General features: G+C 73.1%; 22 protein-coding genes and 4 tRNA genes. 7 read left to right on the top strand and 19 right to left on the bottom strand.

Translation table 11 applies throughout. The annotated features are described in order from the left end of the window. Window positions 1–5: 5 nt before the first annotated feature. From AKI01S_RS00125 to AKI01S_RS00115, 3 genes are all read right to left on the bottom strand, one after another. Window positions 6–1,877: a neutral/alkaline non-lysosomal ceramidase N-terminal domain-containing protein gene (locus tag AKI01S_RS00125; RefSeq protein WP_067810697.1), complete on the bottom strand. Its 1,872-nt coding sequence runs from the start codon at window positions 1,875–1,877 to the stop codon at window positions 6–8. A 145-nt stretch (window positions 1,878–2,022) separates the two neighbouring features. After that, entirely contained in the window at window positions 2,023–3,237 is a 1,215-nt protein-coding gene (locus AKI01S_RS00120; RefSeq protein WP_067810694.1) for a cytochrome P450, read from the bottom strand. Between the two features lie 38 nt (window positions 3,238–3,275). Further along, complete coding sequence (locus AKI01S_RS00115; protein WP_067810691.1) at window positions 3,276–3,803, bottom strand: hypothetical protein; 528 nt, start codon at window positions 3,801–3,803, stop codon at window positions 3,276–3,278. A 166-nt stretch (window positions 3,804–3,969) separates the two neighbouring features. Between AKI01S_RS00115 and AKI01S_RS00110 the strand changes: the two genes are divergently transcribed. After that, complete coding sequence (locus tag AKI01S_RS00110; RefSeq protein WP_067810687.1) at window positions 3,970–4,602, top strand: TetR family C-terminal domain-containing protein; 633 nt, start codon at window positions 3,970–3,972, stop codon at window positions 4,600–4,602. Here AKI01S_RS00110 and AKI01S_RS00105 read toward each other — a convergent pair. The 4 genes from AKI01S_RS00105 to AKI01S_RS00095 all read right to left on the bottom strand — a co-directional run bounded on the left by AKI01S_RS00105 (window position 4,587) and on the right by AKI01S_RS00095 (window position 8,236). Then, window positions 4,587–6,188: an ArnT family glycosyltransferase gene (locus AKI01S_RS00105; protein ID WP_083998624.1), complete on the bottom strand. Its 1,602-nt coding sequence runs from the start codon at window positions 6,186–6,188 to the stop codon at window positions 4,587–4,589. The two genes, AKI01S_RS00110 and AKI01S_RS00105, sit on opposite strands and share 16 nt — an antisense overlap. A gap of 120 nt (window positions 6,189–6,308) precedes the next feature. After that, on the bottom strand, window positions 6,309–6,974 hold the full coding sequence (locus tag AKI01S_RS00100; protein WP_067810685.1) for a response regulator transcription factor: 666 nt from the start codon (window positions 6,972–6,974) through the stop codon (window positions 6,309–6,311). Beyond that, the gene (locus AKI01S_RS53175; protein WP_157419547.1) at window positions 6,971–7,132 is read right to left on the bottom strand and encodes a sensor histidine kinase; all 162 of its coding nucleotides are present in this window, start codon (window positions 7,130–7,132) and stop codon (window positions 6,971–6,973) included. Before AKI01S_RS53175 ends, AKI01S_RS00100 begins: the two co-directional genes overlap by 4 nt. Window positions 7,133–7,441: 309 nt before the next feature. Beyond that, on the bottom strand, window positions 7,442–8,236 hold the full coding sequence (locus AKI01S_RS00095; RefSeq protein WP_169813882.1) for a helix-turn-helix domain-containing protein: 795 nt from the start codon (window positions 8,234–8,236) through the stop codon (window positions 7,442–7,444). 355 nt (window positions 8,237–8,591) lie between these two features. Here AKI01S_RS00095 and AKI01S_RS00090 point away from each other — a divergent pair, with 355 nt between their 5' ends. Next, the gene (locus tag AKI01S_RS00090; RefSeq protein WP_157419543.1) at window positions 8,592–9,278 is read left to right on the top strand and encodes a hypothetical protein; all 687 of its coding nucleotides are present in this window, start codon (window positions 8,592–8,594) and stop codon (window positions 9,276–9,278) included. A gap of 76 nt (window positions 9,279–9,354) precedes the next feature. Here AKI01S_RS00090 and AKI01S_RS00085 read toward each other — a convergent pair. After that, window positions 9,355–9,427: transfer RNA gene (locus AKI01S_RS00085), tRNA-Lys, on the bottom strand. Window positions 9,428–9,578: 151 nt separating this feature from the next. Here AKI01S_RS00085 and AKI01S_RS00080 point away from each other — a divergent pair. Beyond that, complete coding sequence (locus tag AKI01S_RS00080) at window positions 9,579–10,598, top strand: M4 family metallopeptidase (RefSeq protein WP_218009502.1); 1,020 nt, start codon at window positions 9,579–9,581, stop codon at window positions 10,596–10,598. A gap of 54 nt (window positions 10,599–10,652) precedes the next feature. On the opposite strand, the gene AKI01S_RS00075 is transcribed toward AKI01S_RS00080, so the two are convergent. From AKI01S_RS00075 to AKI01S_RS00060, 4 genes are all read right to left on the bottom strand, one after another. Then, window positions 10,653–10,725 (bottom strand) — tRNA-Lys (locus AKI01S_RS00075). A gap of 33 nt (window positions 10,726–10,758) precedes the next feature. Next, a tRNA-Lys gene (locus AKI01S_RS00070) sits at window positions 10,759–10,831 on the bottom strand. 122 nt (window positions 10,832–10,953) lie between these two features. Further along, on the bottom strand, window positions 10,954–11,532 hold the full coding sequence (locus AKI01S_RS00065; RefSeq protein ID WP_067810678.1) for a response regulator transcription factor: 579 nt from the start codon (window positions 11,530–11,532) through the stop codon (window positions 10,954–10,956). A gap of 192 nt (window positions 11,533–11,724) precedes the next feature. Continuing rightward, window positions 11,725–12,690, bottom strand: a complete 966-nt coding sequence (locus AKI01S_RS00060; RefSeq protein WP_067810675.1) for a TIGR03557 family F420-dependent LLM class oxidoreductase — start codon at window positions 12,688–12,690, stop codon at window positions 11,725–11,727. Between the two features lie 119 nt (window positions 12,691–12,809). Between AKI01S_RS00060 and AKI01S_RS54125 the strand changes: the two genes are divergently transcribed. Beyond that, window positions 12,810–14,552 (top strand): hypothetical protein, encoded by a 1,743-nt coding sequence (locus AKI01S_RS54125; protein ID WP_157419541.1) that lies wholly within the window; start codon window positions 12,810–12,812, stop codon window positions 14,550–14,552. Window positions 14,553–14,601: 49 nt separating this feature from the next. Here AKI01S_RS54125 and AKI01S_RS00050 read toward each other — a convergent pair. The 3 genes from AKI01S_RS00050 to AKI01S_RS00040 form a co-directional block, all read right to left on the bottom strand. Continuing rightward, window positions 14,602–14,677 (bottom strand) — tRNA-His (locus AKI01S_RS00050). A gap of 79 nt (window positions 14,678–14,756) precedes the next feature. Then, window positions 14,757–15,359 (bottom strand): oligoribonuclease, encoded by a 603-nt coding sequence (gene orn / locus AKI01S_RS00045; protein ID WP_067810665.1) that lies wholly within the window; start codon window positions 15,357–15,359, stop codon window positions 14,757–14,759. 189 nt (window positions 15,360–15,548) lie between these two features. Further along, on the bottom strand, window positions 15,549–16,190 hold the full coding sequence (locus tag AKI01S_RS00040; RefSeq protein ID WP_067810662.1) for a pyridoxamine 5'-phosphate oxidase family protein: 642 nt from the start codon (window positions 16,188–16,190) through the stop codon (window positions 15,549–15,551). A gap of 81 nt (window positions 16,191–16,271) precedes the next feature. Between AKI01S_RS00040 and pdxR the strand changes: the two genes are divergently transcribed. After that, on the top strand, window positions 16,272–17,642 hold the full coding sequence (gene pdxR, locus AKI01S_RS00035) for a MocR-like pyridoxine biosynthesis transcription factor PdxR (protein WP_245681421.1): 1,371 nt from the start codon (window positions 16,272–16,274) through the stop codon (window positions 17,640–17,642). A 15-nt stretch (window positions 17,643–17,657) separates the two neighbouring features. On the opposite strand, the gene AKI01S_RS00030 is transcribed toward pdxR, so the two are convergent. Next, window positions 17,658–18,350 (bottom strand): hypothetical protein, encoded by a 693-nt coding sequence (locus AKI01S_RS00030; RefSeq protein WP_067810657.1) that lies wholly within the window; start codon window positions 18,348–18,350, stop codon window positions 17,658–17,660. A gap of 362 nt (window positions 18,351–18,712) precedes the next feature. Between AKI01S_RS00030 and AKI01S_RS00025 the strand changes: the two genes are divergently transcribed. Beyond that, window positions 18,713–19,798 (top strand): phosphotransferase family protein, encoded by a 1,086-nt coding sequence (locus tag AKI01S_RS00025; RefSeq protein ID WP_067810650.1) that lies wholly within the window; start codon window positions 18,713–18,715, stop codon window positions 19,796–19,798. Window positions 19,799–19,887: 89 nt separating this feature from the next. On the opposite strand, the gene AKI01S_RS00020 is transcribed toward AKI01S_RS00025, so the two are convergent. The 3 genes from AKI01S_RS00020 to AKI01S_RS00010 all read right to left on the bottom strand — a co-directional run bounded on the left by AKI01S_RS00020 (window position 19,888) and on the right by AKI01S_RS00010 (window position 25,870). Beyond that, complete coding sequence (locus tag AKI01S_RS00020; RefSeq protein ID WP_067810646.1) at window positions 19,888–21,378, bottom strand: RNA polymerase sigma factor; 1,491 nt, start codon at window positions 21,376–21,378, stop codon at window positions 19,888–19,890. A 248-nt stretch (window positions 21,379–21,626) separates the two neighbouring features. Next, complete coding sequence (locus tag AKI01S_RS00015; protein WP_067810643.1) at window positions 21,627–23,153, bottom strand: sigma-70 family RNA polymerase sigma factor; 1,527 nt, start codon at window positions 23,151–23,153, stop codon at window positions 21,627–21,629. A gap of 347 nt (window positions 23,154–23,500) precedes the next feature. Continuing rightward, entirely contained in the window at window positions 23,501–25,870 is a 2,370-nt protein-coding gene (locus tag AKI01S_RS00010; protein WP_067810635.1) for an extracellular solute-binding protein, read from the bottom strand. A gap of 355 nt (window positions 25,871–26,225) precedes the next feature. Between AKI01S_RS00010 and AKI01S_RS00005 the strand changes: the two genes are divergently transcribed. Next, on the top strand, window positions 26,226–26,447 hold a 222-nt coding region (locus AKI01S_RS00005; RefSeq protein WP_218009501.1), incomplete at its 3' end, for a hypothetical protein.

Genomic DNA, 26,447 nt, shown 5'->3' with positions numbered 1-26,447 from the left:
AGGGGTCAGGGGATCTCGAACGGGTCGGTCGCGCCGGTGAACGGCCCGTCCGGGGTGTCGCCCAGGTAGCGGATCCGGTACGTCCCGGCCGGGGCGTCCCCGGGAACGTCCCAGGTGATCGTCACGGTGGACCCGGCGTCGCCGGTGCGCGCCCAGCGGAACGTCGTGCACCAGTCGCCGTCGTCGGCCACCCGCGTCCAGGCGTCGCCGTCCCGGCGCTCCACCGCCAGGTAGGTGCCGCCCCGCCGCAGGTCGTTGCCGGGGTGCGCGCCCACGAACCGGGCGGTCACCGTCCGGTCGTCGCGGCCCACCGACAGCACGTCCCCGAACGCGCGCCGCGGGTGCGGCCGGTCCGGCGGGATCGTGTGCCGGGCGCGGCGCGCCGGCGGCTCCGGCTCGGGCGTGCCGCGCCCCACCGGCGCGCCGTCGCGCATGGCCGTGGCCAGCCCCGCGCCGATCTGGCACAGCGCCGGGAGCTGCCAGCGGCCGAACAGCGTGCTGCCGCCCTCGTACTCGCGCGCGTCGTACTCCTCGGGCGTGGTCGTGTAGTGCATGTAGCCGTTGCTGTAGCCCGCGACCAGCACGTTCTCCAGCTCCGCGCCGACGATCCCCGCGACGGCGCGGCGCAGCCGCAGGCCCGCCACGATCGTCACCTCGCCGGGGATCCCGACCAGGTACAGCGGGCCGATCCGCAGCAGCTGGAACGCGAACCGTTCGGCGACCATCGGCCGGAACCGGTTGGCGACCCCGGCGGGAAGCGTGACGGCCTTGGGGTACTGCGCGTCGCGCAGCCGCGGTGCCAGGGGGTAGACCAGGCAGTGGGACAGCGCGTCCCACACCGGGTTGCGGCCCTCCCGGAACCCCTTGAACGCCGGTCCGTCCACCCCGGCCCCCGCCCAGGCGGACGCCCCGGCGACCGGACGGCCGGTGCGGTGCGGCCTCCCGTCGCCGGTGAACTCCGGGCGGACCAGCACGTTCCCCATGTCCACGTGGGTGAGCCGCGCGTCGATCGGGCCGTCGATCTCCGCGCAGCGGACGGCGGTCGCGGCCCGGTACTGGCGTTCGCCGATCAGGCGGGCGTTGGTCCACTGGTCGTCGGTGGGGCCCCGGCCCTCGGCCAGCCACAGGTTGGGGGACATGTCCCCGGCGTTGGTCTGCGGGAACGCCGCCACGAAGCCCGGCCCGTCCAGGTAGTCCACGCCCTCGACGAGGCGTTCCCAGTGGTAGGCGGCGTAGCCCTTGTTGTCGCCGGAGATCAGGGTGTTGCGGTTGGTGAGGCTCGTGTTGTGGGTGGCGAACCAGCAGACCGCGCCGACGAGGCGGCCCTCGCGTTCGATCCGCAGCACCGTGACCTGCGGGTCGATCGCGTCGGGGAAGAACGCGCGGTCCGCGGCGGGGTTGCGGTCGAACGCCCGGCGGGACCGGTTGACGCTGGCGTCCCGCAGCTCGCCGTGCCCGAGCAGCAGCCGCGCCGGGGCCAGGTCCTCGTGCGCGCGCGTGGCGGCCTCCACGATCCCGTCCACGATCGCGCCGAACGTCCTGTCCCGGAAGCCGCCGGCGGTGGAGTTGTACAGGGCGTGCCTGGCGTAGCCGCCGGGGCCGCAGTGGGTGTGCGTCGCGGTGATCATGACGTTGGTCTCGTCGTAGCCGTCCGGCAGGCGCGGCAGCACCGCCCGCACGACCGAGTCGAACATCAGCGGCAGGTCGCACACCACCAGCAGCGCCCGGTCCCCCTGGCGTTCGAACGCGAAGGCCCGCGCCCGCAGCCGGGTGTGGATCCCGTCGCTGACCTGCCACTTCATGCCGTAACCGAGCATCCCGCACTCGGCGGCCTCGCCCGTGACGTCCGCGATCCCGCGCCCGGCCAGATAGGTCACCCGCCGCCCCTCTCCAACCTGAAGATCCTTCGCGTTGCGATCCTCGCGCGCCGGAAACCCGCTGACAATGGGGCGAAAGGGGATAGGTCAGAAAAATGGCGAGGCGGCGGGTGCGCGTCGCGCCCGCCGCCTCGCCGCCGTGCCGCTACACCGTGATCGGGAGCTCGGCGGGGCCGCGCAGGTTGATCCGGCCGTTCCACCGCACCTCGCCGCCGGGGGCGAGGCCGGGGAAGCGGGTCACCAGGCGTTCGAACGCCACCCGCCCCTCCAGCCGGGCCAGCGCCGCGCCCAGGCAGTGGTGGACCCCGGAGCCGAACGACACGTGCTGGCGGGCGTTGTCCCGGTCGATCCGCAGCCGGTCGGCGTCGGAGCCCCAGAACGCCTCGTCCCGGTTGGCCGACGCCAGCACCACCGACACGAACGAGCCCTCCGGGATCACCTTGCCGCCCAGCTCGAACGGCGCGGTGGTGACGCGGCGGGTCTGCTGGACCGGGCTGTCGTAGCGCAGGAACTCCTCCACCGCGTTGGCCGCCAGCTCGGGGCGCTCGCGCAGCAGGGCGAGCTGGTCGGGGTTGCCCAGCAGCGCGACGGTGCCGTTGGCGATCAGGTTCACGGTCGTCTCGTGCCCGGCCACGTACAGCAGCACCAGCTGCGCGACCAGCTCGTCGTCGCTGAGCCGGTCGCCGTCCTCCTCGGCGGCGATCATCGCGGTGAGCAGGTCGTCGCCCGGGTGCTCGCGCTTGTAGGCGATGAGGTCCCGGGCGATCTCGGCGAGCTCGTCGCCCGCCGCGATGACCCGCGCCAGCGTCTCGTCGTCGGGCACCGGCTCCAGCGAGCGCACCAGCCACCCGCTGAGCTCCCGGATGCGCAGGTGGTCGGTCGGCGGCAGGCCCAGCATCCGCGAGATCACCTCGAACGGCAGCGGGAACGCCAGCGACTCCACCAGGTCGCCGCCCCCGTCGGCCGCGATCCGGTCCAGCCCCTCGTCCACCAGCTCGGCGACCTGGGGCTCCAGCGCCCCGACCGAGCGCGGCGTGAACACCTTGGCCACCAGCGAGCGCAGCCGGGTGTGGTCGGGCGGGTCGCGGTCCAGCATGGACAGGCTGAGGATGGTGCCCGCGCCGGTGTCGCTGTCGATCGCGTCGTACTGATCGCGCAGCATGCCCGCGTTGACCAGCCTCTCCTCCACCGACAGCTTGGAGCGCAGCACGGTCACCGCGTCCTCGTACCGGGTGACCATCCACAGCCCGAACGGGTGGTCGTGGACCGGGTCGGTCTCCCGCATCCGCCGGTAGGTGGGGTAGGGGTCGTCGGTGTAGCCGGGCTCGAACGGGTTGAACAGCAGTTCCGTCTCGGTCATGAGATGCCTCCGGGGTGTCGGAAGGTCGGGGGAGGGGTTCAGGGGGTGGCCGGGCGGGGCCGGAAGAACGCGGGGCACCGCCGGCGCCTGCTCGCGGCGCGGCGCGGCGGGACGGACGCGGTGGTCCCGCGGCGGGTGGCCGGGCGGGTCCAGAGCGCGTCACCGGTCGGGACGCCGGGCGGGGGAGCGGCCGGGAGCAGGTCCAGATGGACGCCGGTCGCCCAGTGCAGCATGCGGCGGTGGCGGAGGTGCAGCTCCGCCAGCGCGGGGTGGTCGAGGTGCGCGTCCAGCAGCAGGCGCTCGCCGGGGGTGTCGGCGGCCAGGCCGTGCCACAGGGCGGCCAGCGCGGAGTCGATGTCCTCGGGCCGGTTCTCCAGCAACGCGTCCAGCCGCGTGTCGAACGCCCGGTACCAGCGGCGCTGGACCTCCAGCAGGAAGGCGCCGAGCCCGCCGAACGCGGCGTCGATCTCGGCCCGCCGTCCGCCCGGGACCTCCGGGACCCCGGTGCGGGCGACCTCGTCGAGGACGTCCCGGACCAAGGAGTGGTGCGTGCTGTTCCACGACATTGTGGGCACCTACTTGGTGTTGGAAACATACGCTGTGTATGTCTCCGTTCCTATGTCGGCCGCCGCCGGGCCGTCAAGGTGGCCTACGTCACTCGGACGCGTTTGCGCAGGGCATGCGCGTACGGCGCGTATGTGACCTACGCTGTGCTTGTCGTATGGTTTCGGCATGCCGACCGTGAAGAGCCGACGCGAGCAGTACTCCGAGGAGACCCGGACGGCGCTGCTGGACGCGGCCACCCGCCGGTTCGCCGAACACGGGTTCGCCGGGACCTCCCTGGAGGACGTCGCCTCCGACATCCGCGCCACGCGCGGTGCGGTCTACCACCACTTCGCCAACAAGACCGCCCTGTTCCAGGCCGTGTTCGAACGCCTGGAGGAGGACGCGGTCCGCCAGACCGCCGAGGCCGCCGACGCCCACTCCGACCCCTGGGCCGCCGCGCTCGCGGCGCAGGAGAAGTTCCTCGACCAGTGCTGCGACCCGGTCTACGGGCGGATCGTCTGGCAGCAGGCCCCCATCGCGCTCGGCTGGGAGCGGTGGAACGAGTGCGAGGAGAAGTACGGCTACGGCCTGGTCGAGGAACTCGTGGGCGAGCTGATGGCCGCGGGCGGCCTGCCGGAGATGCCGCTGGAGGCGGCGTCGCGCGTCCTGTTCCACGTCCTCGGCGCGGCGGGCATGGCCCTGGCGGCGGCCCCCGAGGCCGACAAGGCCCGCGTCCGCGCCGAGTACGGCGAGGTCATCGGCCACATCGTCGCGGGCCTGCGCCTCTCCGCCGAGGGCACGGCTCAGTCCCGGCGGTAGACCGTGATCGAGTGCCCGACGGTCCCGACCGGCCGGCTGGTGGCCAGCAGGGCGCGCAACCGCCGGTCGGCCTTGGCGATCCGGCTGTTGGACACCGCGAGCACGCCCCGGACCCGCTCGGGCGGCACCGCGAGCGGATCGGACGCCCTGATCCCGTAGTGCTCGGGGACGCCGCTGCCCTTGTACAGCAGCCACACCCGCTCACCCGGATGGCGTTCCCGCAGGTGGTCGGCGAGCCTGCCCAGGTCCTGCCCCCAGTCGACGTTGGAGTCGTGCAGGTGCCGGTGGGTTCGCGCGGGACCGCCGAACGCCTCGTTGGAGTACGGCAGGTAGTACGGGAACGTCCGCAGCGAGCTGACCGCGACGAACGCCAGCGCCGCCGCCCCCGCGACCCGCGCCCACCGCCGCCGGACGAGGAACACGCACGCCCCCGCCACCGCCAGGAACATCGGAACGAAGACCACGTACCGGACGCCGAGGTCGCGGGACCCGGTCATCGCCACGCCCGTCAGCACGGCGGCGGGAACGAGCACGTACACCGCCGCGGCGCGCAGCCGCGCCACCATCACGACGGCGCCGGCCGCCCACAGCGCGAGCGCGCCGAGCGGCGTCTTCACCAGCAGCGCCGCGGGCAGGTAGTACCAGAGCGAACCCGCGTAGCGGCGCCCGAACAGGAACCCCTCCACCCGGCTGGCGTAGTCGAACCCGTACCGGTCGAACGCGAACTGCATCCGCATCCCGTCCCGGTACGGCCGGGGGAGCGGCAGCGCGTCGACGAGCAGCCCGCGCAGGCCCCCGACGTCCGGCACGCCGCCCGGCGGCGTCCAGCGCAACCGGGGATCGACGGCCAGATAGCAGACCCACACGACGACAGCCGCCGTCACCGCCACCCCGGCCGCCGCCAGCAGGCCGGCCGCGAGCCGCCGCGTCCGCCGCGCGTTCCGGACCGAGGCGACCACCAGCCCGCAGACCACCGGGACCGCCGCGACAGCGTTCATCTTGGTCGCCATCGCCGCGCCGAGCGCCACCCCGGCGAGCGGGAGGCACAGCCCCGGCCGCCGCCGCGCCAGCCACACCAGCCAGACCGCCGTCAGCAGGAACCCGGCGGCCGGGACGTCGAGCGTCGCCAGCGACCCGTGCGCGATGACGTCCGGCGAGAACGCGTACAGCCCGAGCGCCGCCAGCCCGCCCGCCGTGCCGGCCAGATCCCGCGCGAACGCGAAGACCACCAGCCCGAACAGCAGCGTCAGCACGATCACCGGCAGCCGCGCCCACAGCATCAGCCGCCAGGGGTCGTTGCCCGCCCCGTACAGCAGGTGCCGCCCGGCCCTGTACTGGGAGCCGGCGAACGCGGGATCGAACCGCGGATCGGCGAACGCCACCCCGGCCCCCACGACCAGCTTGCCCAGCGGCGGATGCTCGGGGTTGTAACGCAGGTCGTGCTGCCGCTGGTAGACGACGGCGGCGGCCACGTACACCGGCTCGTCGACGGTCGGCGTCTGCCGCAGCGCCGCCGTGACCATCCCGGCCGCCATCTGACCGAGCAGCACGACCACCGCGAACGCCACCACCACCCGCCCCGCCATCACCCACCCCACACCGGCGGGCCCGCATCGCCCACTCCACCTCGGTACGTGAGAAACCCCTGCTGTGTATCAAAGGCAAGTGAACAACGAGGGGCCTCGCCCGGTCGGCGCGACGCTCCCTCAACGGCCCGGGGGCCGGGGTGACGGGGAGTCGCCCGGGCCCAGGCCCGCGCGGACGGCGAAGACGGCCAGGCGGATGCGGTTGGGGCAGCCGGTCTTGGCGAGCAGCGCGGCGACGTGGGTCTTGACCGTGGTCACGCCGAGGTGGAGCCGGGCGGCGATCTCCTGGTTGGTCAGCCCGGCGGCGACCAGGACCAGGACCTGGCGCTCGCGTGGCGTGAGGTCGCCGGGGTCGGCCTCGGGGCGGACGCTGACGGCCCGTTCGACCAGGCGGCCGAGGACCTCCTGGCTGAACGGCGTCCCGCCCGCGGCGGCGCGGCGCACGGCGTCCAGCAGCTCGCCCGGCGGCGCGCTCTTGAGCAGGAACCCGCAGGCCCCGGCGGCCAGCGCCGGATAGAGATGGTCGTCGTCGCCGAAGGTGGTGAGCGCCAGCACCCGGGTCGCGGGGCGGGCCGCCAGGATGCGCTCGGTGGCGGCGGCGCCGTCCAGGACGGGCATCCGCAGGTCCATCAGCACCACGTCGGGGAGCAGCCGCCCGGCCAGCGCCACCGCCTCGCGCCCGTCGGCGGCCTCCCCGGCGACCGCCATGTCGGCGGCCGACTCGCAGAGCACGCGCAGGCCCGCCCGGACCAGGTGCTGGTCGTCGGCGACCAGGACGCGGATCACGGCCGCGCCCCCGCCCGCGGCAGCTCGGCCGACAGCCGCCAGCCGGTCCCGGCGGGGCCCGCCTCGAACGCGCCGCCGAGCAGGTCCACCCGTTCGCGCATGCCGGTCAGCCCGTGGCCGGGCGGCGCCGGAGCGCCGTGCCCGTCGTCGCTGATCACCAGGTGGACGGCGCCGGCGTCGCCCCGAGGACGCGTTCCGCCTGATCTGGCCGATCTGCGTCCTGACCGTGCTGATGTTCCGGGAGCCCCGCAGCCACCCGGTCCTCCGTGAGTGCTGTGTCGACCCCGCCATCGGACACGGACCGGCGGAGATCCGGGAACAGGTCAAGGATCGCCTCCGGCAGGCGTTCCCACCCGTTCGGCTCGTACCGTCCGAAACGAGCGAAGCCGCACCGGGGATGTCGGCGCAGTGGCGACGCAAATCAGGGGAGGGTTCAGGGGCGGCGGGGCCCTGATTCGATGATCCGATCAGCCGGACAGTGAGGCCAGGTGGTCGGCCAGGCGGATCCCACTGGACCACAGGCGGCTGAAATAGCCGATGGCGCCGCGCGCGAACTCCTGGTCATCGATTCTGAACCCACCCATCCGCGGGGACGCCCCGGCGTCGAAAGCGAGGAAAACCGACGTATCGTCGAAGATGGCGATATTGACTGGATCAGTGTTTATCTGCCAGTCCAATACACGCACCTCGTAGCCGGGAATCTTCTGGGTGTGGCGGCGGACCTCCTGGCCCCAGTCGAGCATTTCGGCGTTGGGTAGGCAGACGAGCCGACGAACCGAATGAGATTCCGATAGGGCGGCCCAAGAGAGGATCGCGTTGAAGTACTCGTTCGCGGCCCGACCGGTCTCCTGGTCGGTGAACCCCGCGAAGTAGTGCGGAGGCGTCGTCCGAATGTAGGTGGTCAAGATGCGGTGTTCGGTTCGGCGGACCTCTGCGGCCAGAGTCAGGTAGAACTCACGCCCAGTCAGGTGGCGAACGGCCGGACGCGAAGTCGCTGGAACGTCACCCGCGCCGGGCACGGGGAGATCGGCGTTGATCTCCCTATCGGTTTCCGTCCACTTGTACCGCCACGCGTCGACGTCCCCCCTGCAGGCACGCACGAAGGCTTCCGTCTGGAACCAGGAAGGGAAGCGGTGACCATTGAGGATGGCCGAAACGGTGGCGTGGCTGCAGTGCATCGCGGCGGCTAGTAGCTGTTGCTTGGGTTTTCCTGCGTCGCGATGAAGTTCCCGTAGTTCGAGCGCGAAGCGTTCGACGGGCACCGCCGGATCCAGACGACGTGGACGTGGGGGCACGGCTCAAGCCTCCAGGGGAGCGTTGCCCGCCATTGTCCGCCATCATCAGTTCTCTTCCACCGCATTCGACAAGATCTCTTGCCGTAGCTCCTTGTGAGGTAAGGCCGCATCCTTGTTCACTCCCGGCGGCTTCGCCGCGGCCCCGGCAGAGACTGGACAGAGAACGCACCCGATCAGAACGGAGTGAACTCGAAGAGCAAGTCAAGGCCGGTCGTCAGGACCATCATGCCCGTGAAATCCGTCGCCGTTCCTGCCGAACGCACCGGTTGAACCGGCGGTCACCGACCGAACACCGCTGATGCCTTCCTTGGAGCCCATGGTCATGTCCGTTCCCAGTCTTCGCCTGGTAAAGAAAGGCGAACGCCTCCATCCGGAACCCGATCCCGTTTCCGGAACCCACGCGCAGCCTTCGATCCGCTACGCCACTGTGGTCGCGCTCGACATCTGCTCGTTCGGCGAGCGCGACGACTGCATCCAGTTGCACCAGCGCCGGGAGATGTACGCACAGGCGGCCAACGCGTTCGAGATGACCCGGATCCCGTGGTCGGCCTGCTACCGGGAAGACCGCGGCGACGGCGTTCTCATTATTGCGCCGCCCAACGTTCCCTCCGACTATTTTCTGGATCCGCTGGCCCATCATCTGACCGTTCTACTCCGCCGGTACAACCGGATCGTCTCCGCAGCCGCACGGCTCCGGCTGCGGTTGGCGGTCCACGCCGGCTATGTCCACCATGACGCCCACGGCGTCGCGGGACGTCCCCTCATCCACCTGTTCCGGCTCCTGGAGTCCGGCGAGTTCAAACAGGCCGTCGCCGCCACCGACGCCGACCTCGGGCTCATCGTCTCCGATCGGCTCTACGCCGACACGTGCGGCTATGGGGGCTTCATCGACGGCGACGCCTACCGTCGCCTACGGGTCACATGCAAGGAGACCAACACCGTGGCCCGGGTGTGGTTTCCTCCGAACCATGACAACGGCCCCTCGCAGGCCCATGATCTGCCAACGTAGTGATCACCGGCTGGTGGTCCTTGCAACGACCGACGGGCATCCGCAGTCATGCTGCGGATGCCCGGTTCGGAGCGGGTGCGCCGTCAGGGACTTGAACCCCGAACCCGCGGATTAAGAGTCCGCTGCTCTGCCAATTGAGCTAACGGCGCGTGTCCCCGGGGCGCCTCGCGCCGTGGGGACCTCTCAAGGTTAGCAGCCCGGGGGAGATGCCCCGTCCGCCCGATTGGATCGGGAAATCCGGGCGAAAGCCCCCGGCGATTGGACCTTCAAAGCAGGTCGGCCGCCCCATATCGTCCGCGCATGCGCATGACACGAGCCCTCGCCCTGGTCGCCGCCGCCGCGCTCCCGCTGGCGGCGACCCCCGCGTTCGCGGCGGACTCCGGCGGTACCGTCACCGGGACCGTCTTCGCCCCCAACCCCGTCCAGCAGCTCGGCGACCAGTCGCTCACCGACGCCAAGGACGCCGACTACCCGGCCCTCGCGCCCGCCTACCGCACCGTCACCCTCACCGACCTCGACGGCTCGGGCGGGCTGAGCGGCCGCTACGTCACCGTCAAGAGCGAGACCGGCGCTCCGGTGCGCGTGACGGGCGGGGCCCTGCCCTCCTACCACCGCGACGTCGACCAGTTCGAGCAGGTGATGGGCTACCACTGGGTGACTAAGGCCCAGCACTACCTGCAGTCCCTCGGCTTCGGGTCGAAGCTGCGGCCGGTCAACCAGCGCCGCATCGAGCTGCGGATCAACCAGTACGGCGGCGACAACTCGTTCTTCCGCGAGAACAAGCGCGACATCACCCTGGGCAAGGGCGGGGTGGACGACGCCGAGGACGCCGAGGTGATCGTGCACGAGTACGGCCACTCGGTGCAGGACGGCCAGGTCCCCGGCTTCGGGACCACCCTGGAATCCGGCGCGATCGGCGAGGCGTTCAGCGACTACCTGGCGGTGACGGTCACCAGCTGGGCGAACGGCCGTCCCACCGCCGCGCCGGAGGCGTGCGTCGCCGACTGGGACGCGGTGTCCTACTCGTCGGGACCCGTCCACTGCCTGCGGAGGCTGGACGAGGACAAGCGCTACCCGCGGGACGTGGTCGGCGAGGTGCACGCCGACGGCGAGATCTGGTCGCGCGCCCTGTGGGACATCCGGCGGTCGCTCGGCGACACCCAGGCCAGCACGCTGATCGTCGAGGCGCAGTTCGCGTTCGCGCCCGACACCACGTTCCGGGCGGCGGCGCAGGCCACGGTGGCGGCGGCGCAGCGGCTGTACGGGGCGCGGGCGGCGGAGGCGACCCGGGCGGCGTTCGTGGAGCGCGGCATTCTGTGAGAAAAGCCGAAAACCCCCGTCCGTTTCCCGGAGGAACGGGCGGGGGTCACCCGGTGCGCCGTCAGGGACTTGAACCCCGAACCCGCGGATTAAGAGTCCGCTGCTCTGCCAATTGAGCTAACGGCGCATGCCATCTGTTGGCCCCGATGACGAGGGCGGGTGCGCCGTCAGGGACTTGAACCCCGAACCCGCGGATTAAGAGTCCGCTGCTCTGCCAATTGAGCTAACGGCGCATGCCGTCCGTCGGCCCCGGCTCCTCGGCCGGGTCTTCGTTGACGACAGGAAGAACAGTAGCAGGCACGGCGGACCGAGTGCGAATCGATTGTCCAGGCCCCGGGGCCTGTGACCGGCCGTCTCAGTCCTTGCCCGGCAGCACGCTCACCATGCCCCGCCACAGGGCGATGGCGGTGGCGCGGGAGGACACGCCGAGCTTGGAATAGATGCGGTTGACGTGGTTCTTGACGGTCTTCTCGCTCAGGAACAGCTGGCGGGCGATCTCCCCGTTGGAGCGGCCGCTGGCGATCAGGTCCATGACCTCGGCCTCGCGCGCCGACAGCCCCAGGCTGACCCGGCTGGCGTCGCGGATGCCGCGGATCAGGTCGCCGACCGTGAACGCGCCCGGCACCAGGTGCCCGCACGCGCCCGCCCGGATCGCGACCTCGACCGTTCCACGGTCCTCGGGATCGGCGAGCACGAACACCCGGGAGGCGCGGCTCAGCGGGGCGGTGTGCCCGGTGCGGGCGGCGTCGGCGGCCAGCAGCACGACGTCGGGGCGTAGTCGTTCGGCCAGGTCGACCGCGTCGGAACCGCCGTCGGTCTCGGCGATCACCTGAAGTTCGTCGCTGCTTTCGAGCAGCGACACCACGCTGGCGCGGACACGGGGGTCACCGTCCACCACCAGAACGCGCAGCGGGGCCGTTTCGTCGACACTCATCCGGTCTCCGGCGTTCACCCTTGGGGTGCCATTGGCATTTATAAGGTCGGAGCATAACTGCCCGATCACCCAGATCCAATGTGCCGGGCGGACGGGGCGGCCGTTCGGGGACTTCCGGATAACGGACGGTGGCGCGTCCGCGGGGCCCCCGAACGCCGGTGAACGCGTCCGGAGGCCCGGTGCGGCGGGGCTTCACGCGGTCTTGAGCTCGCGCAGCGGGCCCTGGAGCTCGCTGGTGAAGAACTCGAAGAAGCCGTCGACGTCGGGACCGGCGTTCGCCAACGTCAGATGGTCGAAACCGGCATTCACGTAATTCTGGACGGACTTGATGTGGCTTTCGGGGTCGGGTCCGCAACTGAAGTTCTGACGGATGTCATCCTCGGTGACAGTGGCGGTGGCCGCGTCGAAGCTGCCCGGGTTGGGCAGTTCGGCCATCACCTTCCAGCCGGTCAGCCCGAACCGCATCTTCTCCCGCGCCGCCGCGACCGCGTCCTGCTCGCGCCCGGCGTAGGACATCATCACCTCGCAGTAGCGCGGCCCCTTGCCGCCCTCGGAGGCGTAGGTCTCCAGGACCGAGGGGTCGTCCTCGGTGTTGAAGATCCCGTCCCCGAGATCGGCGGCGATCTTCGCGGCCTTGGGGCCGCCCGCCGCCACGACGATCTCCGGAAGCTCCGCCGGCAGGTCGAACACCCGCGCCTCGGCGATCTCCAGATACTGGCCGTCGTAGGAGTGGTAGCCGCCCGACCACAGCAGCCGGATGATCTCCAGTGCCTCGCGGAGCATCTCCTGCCGCACGTGCACGGCGGGCCAGCCGCCGCCGATGACGTGCTCGTTGAGGCGTTCGCCGGATCCGACGCCGAGCTTGAACCGCCCGTCGCTCAGGATCGCCAGCGTCGCCGCGGCCTGCGCGACGATCGCCGGGTGGTACCGCATCGTCGGGCAGGTCACGCCCGTCATCAGGGTGATCCGCTCGGTCTTCGCCGCGGCGTTCGCCAGCATCGCCCAGGCGAACCCCGAATGCCCCTGCTCCGCGAGCCAGGGATGGTAGTGGTCGCTGACCTCGACGAAGTCGAACCCGGCGCGTTCGGCGGCCACCGCCTGCCGGACGATCTCCTTGGGGTCGTAGCCCTCGGCCAGCAGCTTGTACCCGATCTTCATGGAGCTCCTCTCGACGTTCTGTCCTCCTCGCGAGAGGTGTCCGGGCACCGGGTGTTTACACCCTCATCTGGGCAAAACCCGATCGCTGTGTCCGCGTGATCCGGGTTAGGGTGCGCGGCGTGGAGACCATGGGGTTCGACTGGGAGGCGGTCGTCTACCGGGACTTCGACGTCGATCTGGACGAGCCGGGGCGGCGCAGCGGGGCGGCGTTGGACGCGCTGCTGGACGACCTGGAGGTGCCGGCCGACGCCGAGGGGTTCGATCCGCTGGGGGAGTGGACGGACGCCCTGTGCCGCACCCGCGACGCCGGGCTGCCCGCGCTGCTGGAACGGCTGGCGCACCCCGACGCCGGCATCCGGCGGATCCTGGCCGTGGTGCTGGCGTACGTCCGGTCCGCGCGGATGGTCCCGGCGGTGGCGGCCCGGATCGAGCGGGAACCGGACGCTCCGACGCGCCTCGGCCTGCTGGTGGCGCTGGGACCGTACGCGGACGACCCCGAGGTCGGGACCCTGCTGCGCCGCCGCCTGGACGCCGATCCGGCGTCGTCGCTGGGCGCGGCGCTGGCGTTCCTCCTCCACGCGCCCCCGGCCGTGGACGACCCGGTGCTCGACGCCCTGACGCTGTGCGCGGGCGAGGCGGGCGCGGCCCTGCGGGAGCTCGCCTGGTGCGATCCGGAGTGGAGCGGCCCGGTGGAGGCGGTGGACAGCTGGCTGTGGCGTTCGCCGGAGCTGCGTTCGCGCTGGCTGGACCGCATGTTCCCGCTGCTGTGGAACGGCGCTCTGCCCGCCTCGTCGGCCGCCGTCCTGGTGCAGGCCGCCGACCGGCTCTTCCGCGACGACCGCGAGGAGCACCGCCGCCAGGCGTCCGCCGTGACGGCCCTGCTGGCCCACCCCGACCCGGACGTCCGCAGGACGGCGCTCAAGGCCCACGCCCTGTACCCCGACGACGCCTACGCCGGCGCCCTGGTCGAAGCGCTCGACGATCCGGAACTGTCGGGCAGGGCCCTGCTGCTGCTCACCCACCGCGCCGACCCGCGCTGCGTTCCCACGCTCCAACGGAGGATCTCCGCGGGCGAGGCGGCGCGCCTGCCGCTGCGGGAGGCGAAGGCGTTCGCCGACGCGCTCTGGCCGCACGTCCGCGCCCGCCTGGCCGAGACCACGGCCCCGGCCGAGATCGAGGAGCTCCTGAAGGGCACGGCCGACTGGCCGGGCGGCGCCGAGGCGGTCCCCGAGGTGATCGGCATCCTGGAACGCCTGTCCCGCGACCTGCTGGCACACCCCGACCCCGAGGCGCTGGAGGCCGCCGCGCGGGCCTGCGGCTTCCTGCGCAGACGCGCCCTGACCGACGAACGGGCCCTGACGGTCCTGCGCGAGGTCGCCGCCGGCCCGGACCTGGAGACCGCCCTGGCGGCGATCCGCGCCCTCATGGGCCTGGGCGAGCGGGCCGATCCCGAGATCGTGGCCCTGCTCCTGGGCGTCCTGTCCCGCTGCGACGTCCACGGCCGCCAGGAGGGACGCCGGGGATGGCGCTACGACTGCAACGCCTGCGGCTGGCTGGGAGAGCTGGGCCCCCGAGCCCGCGCGGCGGCCCCGGCCCTGCGCGTCCACCGGGACACCTCACCGGTGGACGCCCTCCGCGTGGCGGCGGCCGACGCCCTGTGGCACATCACGCGCGACCCCGACGAGGCCCTGCCGACCCTGATCCCCCAGATCCCGAACGACCCCATGCGCGTCCTGCACGCCCTGACGTCGATGGGAAAGGCGGCCCTCCCGGCCCTCCCGGCGATCCGCTCCCACACCGAGGGCGACGACGACCTGGCGAAACGAGCCCGGGAGACGGCCCGCCACCTGGAGTCCCTCTGACCCGAGAACGACGAAGGCCCTGGTCATCATGATGACCAGGGCCTTTCGTTGGGGTGAGTGAGGGGACTTGAACCCCCGACATCTTGGACCACAACCAAGTGCTCTGCCAGCTGAGCTACACCCACCAGGGCCGGAATCGCTTCCGGCAGATGTAAGCATAGCGGGTTCGGGAGGGTGGTTCGACCTGGCTCGGGGAGGGGCCGGTCACGCCTCGGCGATGATGCGGGCGGCGAGGGCGCGGGCGGTCTCGGAGTCGGGGCCGGGCTGGGGGACGAACAGGGCCGCGCGGTAGTAGCGGAGTTCCTGGATGGACTCGGTGATGTCGGCCAGGGCGCGGTGGCCGCCCTTCTTCTCCGGGCTGGCGAAGTAGACGCGCGGGTACCAGCGGCGGGCCAGCTCCTTGATGGAGGAGACGTCGACCATCCGGTAGTGCAGGTGGGAGTCCAGGGCGGGCATGTCGCGGGCCAGGAACGAGCGGTCCGTGGCGATGGAGTTGCCGCACAGCGGGGCCTTCTTGGGGTCCTTGACGTGCGAGCGGACGTAGGACAGCACGGCCTCCTCGGCCTCGGCGAGGGTGACGCCGCCCGGCAGCACGTCCAGCAGGCCGGAGGAGGTGTGCATGTCGCGGACGATCTTCGACATCTGCTCCAGGGCCTCCTGCGGGGGCTTGATCACCAGATCGACGCCCTCGTCGAGGATGTTCAGCTCGCTGTCGGTCACCAACGCGGCGATCTCGATCAACGCGTCCCTGCGGAGGTCGAGGCCCGTCATCTCGCAGTCGACCCACACCAGCTTCTCCACGACCATCTGCCCTCTCACCTGCGGTAGCTCTCGCTCTGTCAGACGGGGACCGCGCACGGTGGCGGCCGGTGGGGGCGAGAACCGCCGCGACGCCCGTCGTGGCGGGCCTGGCCTCCACTGATCCGGTCCCCTGTCAGGCTACGACCCTAAGGGGCCGTCCCGGACATTGACAGACGGTGCGGGCGGGGGGAGGGATCACCTGGTCAGGTGGGGCGGGACCGGGACGCCGGGGCGCAGCCGGGGGTCGGGCTCGGGGGCGCCGAACTCCTGCCGCACCGGGATGACGCCCGCCCACACCGGCAGCGCGTAGTCCTCCTCCTCGTCGGTGGGCGGGCCCTGGCGGATCTTCACCGACGCCTCGTCCAGCGGGAGGGCCAGCAGGGCGGTGGCCGCCAGCTCCTTGGGGGAGGGCGGGCGCAGGGCGTCCCACTGGCCGGGGACGAGGTGCTCGGTGATCGCCTGGAGGGCGGTGAGCTTATCGGCGGGGTCGGTGAGGGCGCGCGGCGTCCCGTAGACGACGGCGCTGCGGTAGTTGAGCGAGTGGTGGAACAGCGAACGCGCCACCACGATCCCGTCCAGGTGTGTGACGGTCACGCAGATCTCCTGGGCCGCGCCGGAGCGCAGGCTCGCCGCGCCGGTGGAGCCGTGCAGGTAGAGGGTGTCGCCGGAGCGCCCGTAGGCGGTCGGGATCACGCGCGGCGTGCCGTCGACGACCACGCCTAGGTGGCAGACCATGCCCTCGTCCAGGACGGCGTACAGGTCGGCGCGGTCGGAGCGGGCCCGTTCGCGGATGCGGCGGACGCGGGTGCGTTCGGTGGGGGAGAGGGGCGTGCTCATGCCCGACTACGGTAGGGACGAAGTGGCCTGGTGCTTAGAGCCACTCGGATGTTTTTGCGGGAGACCACTTTGTCGCGTGCCGTGATCGATCTGCCGCTGGTCGTGGACCGGGGGCGCGGGGAGCCGATGAGCGCCCAGCTGGTGGGGCAGTTGCGCGCCGCCATGCGGGAGGGGCGGCTGGCGGCCGGGGAGCGCCTTCCCTCCAGCCGCGCGCTGGCCGGGGTGCTCGGGGTCAGCCGGACCGTGGTGACCGAGGCGTACGAGCAGCTGTACGCCGAGGGCTGGCTGGAGGGGCGGCACGGGTCGGGGACGTTCGTCAGCGCGATCACCGTCGTCCCCGAGCCCGCCGGGCCCGCTCCGGCGCCCGGTGCCGCCGAGGACGCCGCCGGGATGGTGGACCTGCGGCCGGGGGTGCCGTGGATCGGCGCGCTGGACACCCCCGCGTGGCGGCGGGCCTGGCGGCTGGCGGCGACCGTGGAACGCGTCAGCCGCCCCGATCCGCACGGCCTGCCGGGGCTGCGCGCCGCACTGGCCGACCACGTGCGGCGCGGCCGGGGCGTGGCGTGCACCGCCGAACGGGTGCTGGTGACGCGGGGCGCGACCAACGGCCTGGACATGCTCGCGGCGACGGTGCTGCGGCCCGGCGACCGGGTCGGTGTCGAGGAGCCCGGCTACACCGGGGCCAAGGCCGTGCTGGCGGGACGCGGCCTCACGCTGGTGCCCTGTCCCGTCGACGAGCACGGCCTGGTCGTGGACGCGCTGCCGGGCGACCTGCGGCTGGTCTACACGACGCCGTCGCACCAGTACCCGCTGGGCGGGGTGCTGCCGGTGCCGCGCCGGCAGGCGTTGCTGGCGTGGGCGCGGCGGACCGGGGCGCTGGTCGCCGAGGACGACTACGACGGGGAGTTCCGCTACGACGTCGCGCCGCTGCCCGCCCTGTACGGGCTGGACCCGGAGGTGGTCGTCTACCTCGGCACCACCTCCAAGATCCTCACCTCGGACGTGGGCGTCGGCTGGCTGGTGGCCCGCCCCGACCTGGTGACGGCGATCGCGCACCGCCGCCGGGACCTCAACGACCGCACGGCCGTCGTCCCGCAGGAGGCGATGCGGTTGCTGCTGGAACGCGGCGACCTGGACCGCTACGTCCGCCGGATGCGCGCCGAGTACGCCCGCCGCCGCGCCGCCGTGGCGGAGGCCCTGGGCGGCCTGCGCCTGCGCGGCGACACGGCGGGCCTGCACGTGGTCGTGGAGACCTCCCCGGAGGAGGCCGCGCGCCTCGCCGAGGCGGCGCGGCGGCGCGGCGTCCTGGTCGACACCCTGCGGCGCCACCACGCCGGTCCCGAGCGCGCCGGCGGCCTGATCATCGGTTACGGCGCGGCGGCGAACCTGACCGAGCTCCGCCGGGGCTGCGCCGTGATCCGCGGGCTGGCGGCGGAGCGCCGGGACCGCTGAGCGCGCCGTGGCGCGTCAGGAGCGGGCGTTGGCCGGTTCGGGGACCGGGACCTCCAGCACCGGAGGGGACGGCGGCAGGATCCCGTTGTGCAGCGGGGACGCCGGGGCCGGAGGGCTTCCGCCGGGCTGGCCCACGGAGGGGCGGGGGCGGGGGATCGGCGCGACCGGGGTCTCGGGGCCGGTGACGCGGCGGATGTCGATGCCGCCGGGGTCGGGGCGGTCGGCGCCCGGGACCTGGGAGGCGCCGAAGTGGCCGCCCCGGGCCCAGCTACGGCGGTCGCGGCGGGCCTGGTAGGACTGCGGCGTCGGCAGCGGTGGCCCGGCGGGCCAGCGGCGGGCCACGCCCCAGGAGTCCAGCCAGGCCATGAGCGGGTCCAGGCCGTTCAGCGGGGTCCCGGTGAACGGGTCGCGCGCCTGCCCCACCACCATGATCTGCGCGCAGACCCGGCCCTCGCGTCCCACCGCGTCCAGCATCCGGGCGGCGCGGACGATGGGCAGCAGCTGGACGAACTCGCCGCTCCAGGGATTCCAGACCAGGTGCGGGGCCCGGTCGGCGCGGGCGAGGTCGGCGGCCACCGAACGGGCCGAGATCGTGCGGGCGTCCGACTCGCTGCTGAACCAGACCGCTCGGGGCGCTCCTCCCCCCAACGCGCCACCGTCGGTGCGGGCCGGCAACCGGCCGGCTTCGGGCAGCCATGCGTCAGCCACGATGCGTCCCCCCCAATCGGGCGGTACGGCCCCGGACCGGTCGAACGCCCCAGGCGTGACGGTGGACCGGCATGGGGCCTTCCGGCTCGAAAATCCAAGAGATCCGGTTTACTCCGGTGCTGTCGCAGATGCGTACCCCCTCGGCTCCCCATATCCACCTGGGTACGACGTTTTCTTCACGCGGTGTAGTGGGCATGTCGGTCTGGGGCGGCATCCTCCCTGGTCAGGATGGGATCACCGAGTCGTGTAAAAAATTTTCGGCCGACGGCCGGAAGTGGCCGGACAGTTCCGGCGCGGCCGGGCCGTGCTTTCCCGGGGGTGGGGTTCCCAGCGCGAACCGAGTCACGTTCTAATAAGGCGTCATGACGGTTGACGCTGAACTCCCCGCCGGGGTCCCCGGCATCGATGTCCCCCGCCTGGCGGACTGGTTGGCGCGCGCCCTGCCCGGCACCGGACGGATCACCGCCATCGACCTGATCGCCGGTGGCCGCTCCAACCTGACCTACGGGATCACGCTGGACGGCGGGCGCAGGATCGTTCTGCGCCGGCCGCCGCTCGGGCACGTGCTGCCGACCGCGCACGACATGGGCCGCGAGTACCGGGTGCTGTCGGCGCTCGGCGCGGGCAGCGACGTCCCGGTGCCGACGACGCTCGCGTTCTGCGAGGACGAGGACGTCATCGGCGCGCGGTTCTACCTGATGGACTACGTCGAGGGGCGGGTGCTGCGCACCGTCGAGGACGCCGCCGACCTCACCCCCGGGCAGGCGGGCGGGCTCTCCGAGGCCCTCGCGACGGCGCTGGCGGCCGTGCACACCGTGGACGTCGAGGCCGTCGGGCTGGGCGACTTCGGCCGTCCGGGCGGGTACATGACCCGCCAGCTCAAGCGCTGGGGCAAGCAGTGGGACGCCTCCCAGGAGGCGATCCGCGCCACCGGCAACGTCCACGACCTGCCCGAGTACGACCGGCTGGTGTCCCGGCTGGCCGAGCGCCTGCCCGCCGACGCCCCCGCCCGCCTGGTCCACGGCGACTTCCGGCTGGACAACGCGCTGGCCCGGCTGGAGCCCCGCCCGGAGATCGCCGCCGTCGTGGACTGGGAGATGTCCACCCTCGGCGACCCGCTGTCCGACCTCGGCCTCACGCTGGTCTACTGGGCCGAGGCGGGCGACGCCGAGCTGCTGCCGGTCGGCGCGACCATCACCACCGCGCCCGGCTTCCACACCCGCCGTGAGTTCGCCGAGCGGTACGCCGCGCTCACCGGGTTCGACCTGTCGGAGATGGACTTCTACGTGGCGTTCGCGTGCTTCAAGCTGGCGGTGATCCTGGAGGGCATCCACGCCCGCTACCTGCAGAACGCCACCGTCGGCGAGGGCTTCGACCGGATCGGCGACGCGGTGCCGGTGCTGCTGGACCGTGCCCACCGGACCCTGGACGAGCGCTCCCCCTGGTAGCCCCCGGGGGCGTCGGCGGAAGGTGAGCCGGGGCGGATCATGCCGCACCACGCCGCCCCGGCTCCGTCGGCGGAAGGACGGTCGACGGGTCAGCAGTAGGAGACCGACGCGGACCCGCCCGGCGCGAACGACACCGAGCCGGTCCTGCGGCCCCAGCAGAAGTCGTTGGTCCGCTCCACCCGCACCCGCGTCGACTCCCCGGCGGCGAGCCGGCCCGAGCCGTACGCGCGCAGCCTCCCGGAGGTCCCGGTCACGCGCCAGTCCACCGGGCCGTCCACGGCGGTGATGGTGACCGCGCAGGACTCCGACACGCCCATCGAGCAGCCCGACACGGCGAGCCGTCCCGGCGTCGGCGGCGCGGGCGGCCTGGTGGTCGTCGGGGGCCTGGTCGTCGGCGTGCCCGGCGGCGTCGACGACGTGGACGACGCGGACGGCGTGGGCGTCGGGCTCTTGGACGGCGTCGCGCTCTTGGTCGGCGTCGGCGACGAGGAGGACGGCGTGGGCGTCGGTGTCTCGCTGGGCGGCAGGTCCGGCGACGACGGGTGCGGGGTGGTCGAGGGGACGGAGACCCGCAGCGGTCCCCGCGCCGCCGAGTTCGTGGTCTGGTCGCCGCCGGTGAACGCCGTCAGCGTCACCCCGAGCAGCGCCACCGCCGCGATCCCGCCGCCGACGGCCGCCAGCGTCCGGCCGCGCCGCCGCCGTTCGGGCGCGGCCGCCGGGTGCGGCTCGTAGGGCAGCGGCCAGCCGCGGTGGTCGAACGGCTCGGCCGCCGCGGCGATGGCGGCGCGGGTCTCGGCGCGGTCGGGGTGGGTGGCGGTGGTCAGCGTCTCCAGCCGCAGGTCCGGCGGGACCGCCGCGACCGGCAGCACCGCCAGCAGGCGGTCGGCGGGCGGCGGCGTGACCTGCTGCCCGTGGCACGTCGGGCAGGACGCCACGTGCCGCACCAGCGAACGCGCGTCCCCCGGCGACAGCGGCCACGACGCGGTGAGCGGCGCCAGGCTGGGGCACTCGTCCCGCAGCGCGTGCGCGATCGCCACCGCGCGGGCGGCCTCGTCGAGGTCGCGCAGGGCGCCGGCCAGCATCCGCTCGGCCTCCGGCTCCGGCAGCCCGAAGATCCCGGCCAGATCCCCCGCGTCCAGCTCGTGCCGCACCGCCAGGTCGACGACCTCGCGCTGCCGCCCGGTCAGCGCGGCGAGCATGCTGTGGGTGAGCATCCGCCGTTCGGCGCGCCGGGCGCGCCGCATCTCCGACAGGCCGTCGTCGACCTCGGGCGCCTCCTGGCCCGATCCCCCGGAGGGGTTGTCGCGCCGCCGCATGCACTCCTTGCGGGCGACCGCGTACAGCCAGCCGCGCAGTCGTTCGGGTTCCCGCAGTCCGCCCACGTGTTCGCGCGCCGCCACCAGGCAGCCGCGCAGCGCCCCCGCCGCCTCCACGCGATCGCGCAGCAGGCCGTGGCAGTAGTCGAACAGGAACGGCGCGTAGGTGTCGTAGACCTTGGTCAGCGCGATGGCGTCCCCGGCGCGCAGCGACTCCGCCAGGCGGGGGTCGTCGAACCGACCGGGCCCAGGCCCACCGGCCACGAAGATCCTCCAGATACGTCGGTGTCTCGGACAGTCCCCCCTTGCGAGCGGGACCCGGGACGACGCCCGGGGGCCGCTTTGGTTGCCCGATACTGCCACCGATGTTGGGATATTTCCTCTCGGAGGGCGTTGACGCGTGATCTCACGGGTACGCGCTGTGCTCGTCACCCCGCGATGACCACCGCTTTTGCGGGCCGAATGTGATCTGGGTCTCGTTTGGCCGCAGGGGTGTTCCGGGGTGGATCGGATCAGCGAACGGGGCGCGGCTCACGGTCGTCCGGAGGACCGTTCTCCGCGCACCGCCACGTGACCGTCGCCGTGCCGGAGGGCGCGAACCGGACCACGCCGCTGCCGCCCTCGCCCTCGCACGGACCGGTGCGCGTCGCCCGGACGGAGGCGCCCTGCCCCGCGCGCAGCCGGCCGCCGCCGGCCGCCGACACGTTGAGCGCGCCGGTGACCGACCAGCTCACCGGGCCGTTCACGGCGGTGACGGAGATCGGGCAGGAGGTCTGCCCGGCGGGGATCGAACAGCCGCTCACACCGAGGTGGCCGGCGGCCTCGGGAGGGCCGGACGTGGCCGGGGGCCGGGGGCTGCGGCTGGGCGGGCGGCGCGTCGGCGACGGCGTGCCGGACGGGGTCCGCGACGGCGTCGTCCGGGTGGGCGTGACGGTGGGGGACACCACGGTCGTCGGCGGGTCCCCCGGGGTGCGCTCCGGATCGGCGGGGACCTCGGCCGGGGCGGTGGGGGAGGGGTGCTGGGCGCCGGTGCGCTCGCGGCCCGAGTCGGGCATCAGCGCGAACGCGCCCGCCACCATCAGGATCACCGCGGCCGCCGCGGCGACGGCGGGCCACAGGCGCGGCGGAACGGACCGGCCGGGGGCTTCGGGGCGCGGCGCGGTCTCCACCGGCAGCGGCCAGCCCTCCTCGTCGAACGGCTCGGCCCGCGCGGCGACCGCGATGCGCATCCCGGCGGTCTCCGGGGAGGCCGCGTCCGCCAGGACGTGGTTGCGCAGCTCGGGCGGCATCAGCGCGACCGGGAGCACCTGGAGCAGCCGCACCGTCGAGACCGTGCGGTCGCAGCGGTCGGCGCAGATCGGGCAGGACTCGATGTGCCGGACCACCCGGCGGGCCGCCTCGTCGCCGAGCGGCCCGTCCAGGGGCGCGTCGGCGTCGGCCAGCGTCGCCACGGTCGGGCAGTCGCCCGCGCCGGTCCGCACGATCACGGCGGCGGCCAGCGCGTCGTCCAGGCGGCGGCGCGCGGCGGCGACCAGCTCGGCGGCCCCGCCCTCGTCCAGCGCCAGCACCCCGGCGATCTCGCCGGTGTCCAGGCCGTGTCGCAGCATCAGGTCCAGCGCCTCGCGTTCGCGGCCGCGCAGCCCCGCCAGCGCGCCGTGCACCAGCCGCCGGGTCTCCAGGCGTTGCGCGCGTTCGGCGGCGTCGAGGAAGACGTCGTGCACCTCGGGGGCCTCGTGGCGCTCGGCGGGCCGGTCCGGGTCGCGCAGCAGGCGCAGGCACTCGTTGCGGACCAGCGCGTACAGCCAGCCGCGGAACCACGCGGGCTCGCGCAGCCGCCCGGCGTGGGCGTGCGCGGCCAGGAACGCGTCGTGCAGCGCGCCCGCCGCCGCGTCGCTGTCGCGCAGCAGGGCGTGGCAGTAGTCGAACAGCCGGGTGGCGTAGTGGTCGACGATCTGGGGGAGCGCGCCCGGATTCCCGGCGGCCAGGGACAGCGCCAGGCGCTGGTCGTCAACGCGGTCGAGACTGGGCCAAGCGGACACGATGGTCCTCCCGCGAACTGAGGCGTGGAGCCGTCAGGGCTCCGGAACGGAACCCATGGGGAAGTGCCGTCCTCTCCCCGCGGTCCCCGGGGATCCCGGGTCGCTCTCCGTCGCGGGCCGGAGGAGGGGAGAAGGTCGGAGGCCCGACGGCCCCGCTCCCCGTCGGGCCTCCACTAGATTGACGAGCGGCTCCGGCGTCCGGTTGACACCGGGTGCAAAGAAAAATCGGAGATTTCTGATCTGCCCGGGACGGGAGCGCGCAGGGCGCCCCCCGGTGCTCCGGAAGGCGCCCTGCCACAAGTGCGACCCGCGGTCCCCGCCCCGCGCCGGGGCGGTCCGCGCCGCTCCTACTCCTTGATCCGGCGGGACAGCATCCGCAGGAAGATCTTGGAGATCTCCTGCGGGGTCTGCGCGACCTGCACGCTGCCGCCGGTCGCGTCGGCGATCTGCTTCAGCTCGTCCGGGTCCACGCCCTTGCCGAAACCGATCATGTTGACCTGGATCGGCCGGTTGGGGTCGCGCAGGCCCCGCAGCTCGGCGAGGGTCTGCTTGAGGGACGGGCCGCCGGGGTCGTCGTTGGCGCCGTCGGTCAGCAGCAGGATCGAGTTGCCGAACTCCGGCTTGTAGGTGCGCTTCATGTGCTTGTACGCCGCCAGCACGCTGTCGTACAGGCCGGTGTCGCCGTCCATCTTCGGCTGCATCTGCGCCAGCTGCGACAGCACCAGGCCGCGGCGGGTGGTCGAGCCGATCCGCTCGCCCAGCGGGCCGACCGACACCGCCTCCCGGTAGTCCTGGTCGCCCTGCATCTTCGTGGAGAACAGCCACACGCCGAGCTCGGTGTCGTTGGACATCATGCTCAGCCCGCCCTGGGCGATCTTCGCGGTGGCCTGCATGCGGTTGGTGGTCGGGGCGACCTTCTCGGCCATCGAGCCCGACACGTCGATCAGCGTCAGCAGCCGCAGGCCCAGCGACAGCTTCGACCAGGCCTGCATGACCCCCACGACCTCGGTGGGCTTGGGCGCGGGGAGCTGCAACGGCCGGGACGGACTGACGCCCAGCCGGGCCGAGAACGCCGTGGGGGCCTTGCCGTCGGGGGAGCGGAAGCCCAGCTCGCGCACGTCGTTGCGCGTGTTCTCGGTGTTCATGGCCTGTTCGAGCAGCTGGGCGGCCTTCTGCCGGTCGCCGTCCTTGGCGGTCACCGTGAACGGGTGGTCCATCAGCAGGGTGCCGTCGCTCGGGTACAGCGCCACCGCCGGCTCGGCCGGGTTGGTCTTGTTGTAGCTGAACAGCGCCTGCTCCGACGACAGCGTGATCGGCTGCCTGCCGGTGCGGCCCTTGCGGAACTGCTGGAACTGCGCCTGCGTCGTCGGCACCGTGCTCTCGCGGACCGTCCGCACGATGCCGGTGAAGATCGACTCCTGGTTGGCGTCGTTGGCCAGCAGCGCGTTGGTGACCATCAGACCGGCCATGCCCGCGGTGTTGCGGGACGGCTCGGGCACCAGCAGCCGCACCGCGTTGGGCGGGAGCATCTGGTTCTTGGTGACGCCGCCGCCCTGCACGCCGCCGACCACCTTGAGCAGGCTGTCCCAGGTCAGCGTGGAGGTGTTGAGGCCCTGCTGGCGGACCTGGGTGGCCAGGGTGCGCGGCATGCCGATCACCAGCGGGCTGGAGGCGACCGAGGTCCGGGTGGTCTGGACGGCGTCGCGGCCCTTGCCCGACCCGCGCACCAGCGACACCCACAGCGAGGAGTCGGGGATCCACACGTCCGGCCGCTGGTCGCCGTCGGTCGGCACGCCGGTGCCCGACAGCATGGTGGCGACCGAGTAGGGCTCGGTCTTGGTGACGTTGGCCTTGACGCACTTGCCGGAGACCTCGTGCTTGGCGTCGTTGAACCGCTTGGCGGCCTTCACCACGGCGGGTTCGAGCTCCGGCGCCACCGCCACCGACAGGGCGAGCGCGTCGTCGCCGCCGCAGCTCCCGCTCTCGGCGAACGCGTACACGCCGACGCCCAGCAGCAGCGCCAGGCCCACCGCGCCGGCCAGCGGACCGATCAACGCGGCGGCGCTGCGCTTCTTGCGGCGGCGCCCGTACTCGTAGTCGCCCGAGCCGCCGCCGTAGCCGCCCGAACCGCCGGAGCCGTCCCCGGCACGGCCGCCGAAGAACCCGCTCGGCCGCTCGTCGGACCGGCTGATCGCGTCGTAGCCGCCGTAGCCGGGCTCCTGTGCGGCGGCGGCCCCGAACGCGGCGGCCTCCTGCGGGCGCGTCTCGGGACGGCCCTCGGCGCGGGCGCGTTCGGCGGGCAGCTCGTAGCCGTCGGGGGTGCCGGACGCGCGGCCCAGGCCGTAGCCCCCGGCGTCGGACGCGCCGGTGAACCCGCCCTGCCCGAAGACGGGCTGCTCGGCCGAACGGCGCGGGGTGAACCACTCGGGGGTCTCCGACGACTCGCCCGGACCCGGTGCGGGCGGACCCTGCATGGGCGGACCCTGCGGAGGAGGACCCTGCATGGGCGGCCCCTGCGGGGGCGGGCCTTGCATGGGCGGGCCCTGGAGGGGCGGGCCGTCCGGCCCGATCGGCGTGCCCTGGCTGTCGCGCGGCGCGAACCAGTCGGAGGAACCGTCGTTGGCCGGACCGAAGACCGGCCGGGACGCCCCGGACGCGTCGCGCCCGCCGTCGCCCGGCGTCCCCTCCGGGAAGTCATTGACATGACGTCCGCTCACGGCTGTCCTCGCTTCACCAGAAACCCGTCGATGTTCCCCGGCACTGTAGTGGTACGGAGAAGAGGTTACAAAGAGCTCAAAAATGAGAATGACGCAGGTCATGCCCTTATGTCTTGACAATCAGGGCATCCGGCGGGTGCGGTGACGATCCGCAGTTGATCCGCCACGGCTCGCCGACGCAACTCCCGTTCCGCGTCGATCGTCATTACCTCCGAGGGCGACGGGTCTTCTGATCGAAGATCAAAAAAGAAGTGGGCGGCATGGTCGGGGAGGAACGGCGGCCGGGCCCGGAGATAGCGCTCGTGAGCCGCCATAAAAAATGATCTTGAATGGCGCGGGGGAAGGGCGGGGGAGCATGGCGGAAAGCGAACGCGTGCCGGACGGCGGCGCGGCGGCGGCCGCGGGCCGGGGCCGGACCGTGCTCGCCTGGGCCGGGGTCGCCGCCTGGGGGCTCTGGTCGCTGGTGCGGTGGGCCGGGGGCGACCGGATCGGCGGCATCGGGGTGTTCGCCGCGCCGCTGCTGGCCGTGACCCCGCTGGTCGCGGCCGCCGCACCGGTGCCGGTGGTGGCCGCGCTG

The organism is Actinomadura kijaniata NBRC 14229 (assembly GCF_001552175.1).
Taxonomy (GTDB): Bacteria; Actinomycetota; Actinomycetes; order Streptosporangiales; family Streptosporangiaceae; genus Spirillospora; species Spirillospora kijaniata.
Note: the sequence above shows the minus strand (reverse complement) of the source record. Positions and strands in the feature narration are given on the sequence as shown.

Excerpts from the sequence above, each read along its gene's own strand:
- AKI01S_RS00115 (WP_067810691.1), bottom strand. The coding sequence starts at position 3,803 with ATGTCGTGGAACAGCACGCACCACTCCTTGGTCCGGGACGTCCTCGAC.
- AKI01S_RS00080 (WP_218009502.1), top strand. The coding sequence starts at position 9,579 with ATGCGCATGACACGAGCCCTCGCCCTGGTCGCCGCCGCCGCGCTCCCG.
- AKI01S_RS00065 (WP_067810678.1), bottom strand. The coding sequence starts at position 11,532 with ATGAGTGTCGACGAAACGGCCCCGCTGCGCGTTCTGGTGGTGGACGGT.
- AKI01S_RS00110 (WP_067810687.1), top strand. The coding sequence starts at position 3,970 with ATGCCGACCGTGAAGAGCCGACGCGAGCAGTACTCCGAGGAGACCCGG.
- AKI01S_RS00040 (WP_067810662.1), bottom strand. The coding sequence starts at position 16,190 with ATGAGCACGCCCCTCTCCCCCACCGAACGCACCCGCGTCCGCCGCATC.
- AKI01S_RS00025 (WP_067810650.1), top strand. The coding sequence starts at position 18,713 with ATGACGGTTGACGCTGAACTCCCCGCCGGGGTCCCCGGCATCGATGTC.
- AKI01S_RS00120 (WP_067810694.1), bottom strand. The coding sequence starts at position 3,237 with ATGACCGAGACGGAACTGCTGTTCAACCCGTTCGAGCCCGGCTACACC.
- orn (WP_067810665.1), bottom strand. The coding sequence starts at position 15,359 with ATGGTCGTGGAGAAGCTGGTGTGGGTCGACTGCGAGATGACGGGCCTC.
- AKI01S_RS00090 (WP_157419543.1), top strand. The coding sequence starts at position 8,592 with ATGTCCGTTCCCAGTCTTCGCCTGGTAAAGAAAGGCGAACGCCTCCAT.
- AKI01S_RS00105 (WP_083998624.1), bottom strand. The coding sequence starts at position 6,188 with ATGGCGGGGCGGGTGGTGGTGGCGTTCGCGGTGGTCGTGCTGCTCGGT.
- AKI01S_RS00060 (WP_067810675.1), bottom strand. The coding sequence starts at position 12,690 with ATGAAGATCGGGTACAAGCTGCTGGCCGAGGGCTACGACCCCAAGGAG.